The organism is Mycobacterium sp. 050272 (genome assembly GCF_039023525.1).
Taxonomy (GTDB): Bacteria; Actinomycetota; Actinomycetes; order Mycobacteriales; family Mycobacteriaceae; genus Mycobacterium.
In genome coordinates this window covers 1-206 of the sequence record NZ_JBCHKV010000072.1, presented here as the reverse complement: position 1 = coordinate 206, position 206 = coordinate 1, and the positions used below count along the sequence as shown (strand labels likewise).

Annotated in this window: 1 protein-coding gene; it reads left to right on the top strand. The window is 65.5% G+C overall.

What is annotated here, in order from left to right:
- Nucleotides 1-206 (top strand): HNH endonuclease signature motif containing protein (locus tag AAHS21_RS32020; protein WP_342931269.1); only part of this gene is annotated, 206 nt, incomplete at both ends.

Here is a 206-nt window from a genome sequence, read left to right as displayed (position 1 = left end):
GCACCGTGGGCGGCTACTACTGCGAAGTCCACCACATCACCGACTACGCCCAATGCCACACCACCGACATCAACAACCTCACCCTGGCCTGCGGCTCCCACCACCGGCTATTGCAACCCCGCGGCTGGACCACCCGCAAACACCCCAACGGCCACACCGAATGGATCCCCCCACCACATCTGGACCGCGGCCAACCCCGCACCAAC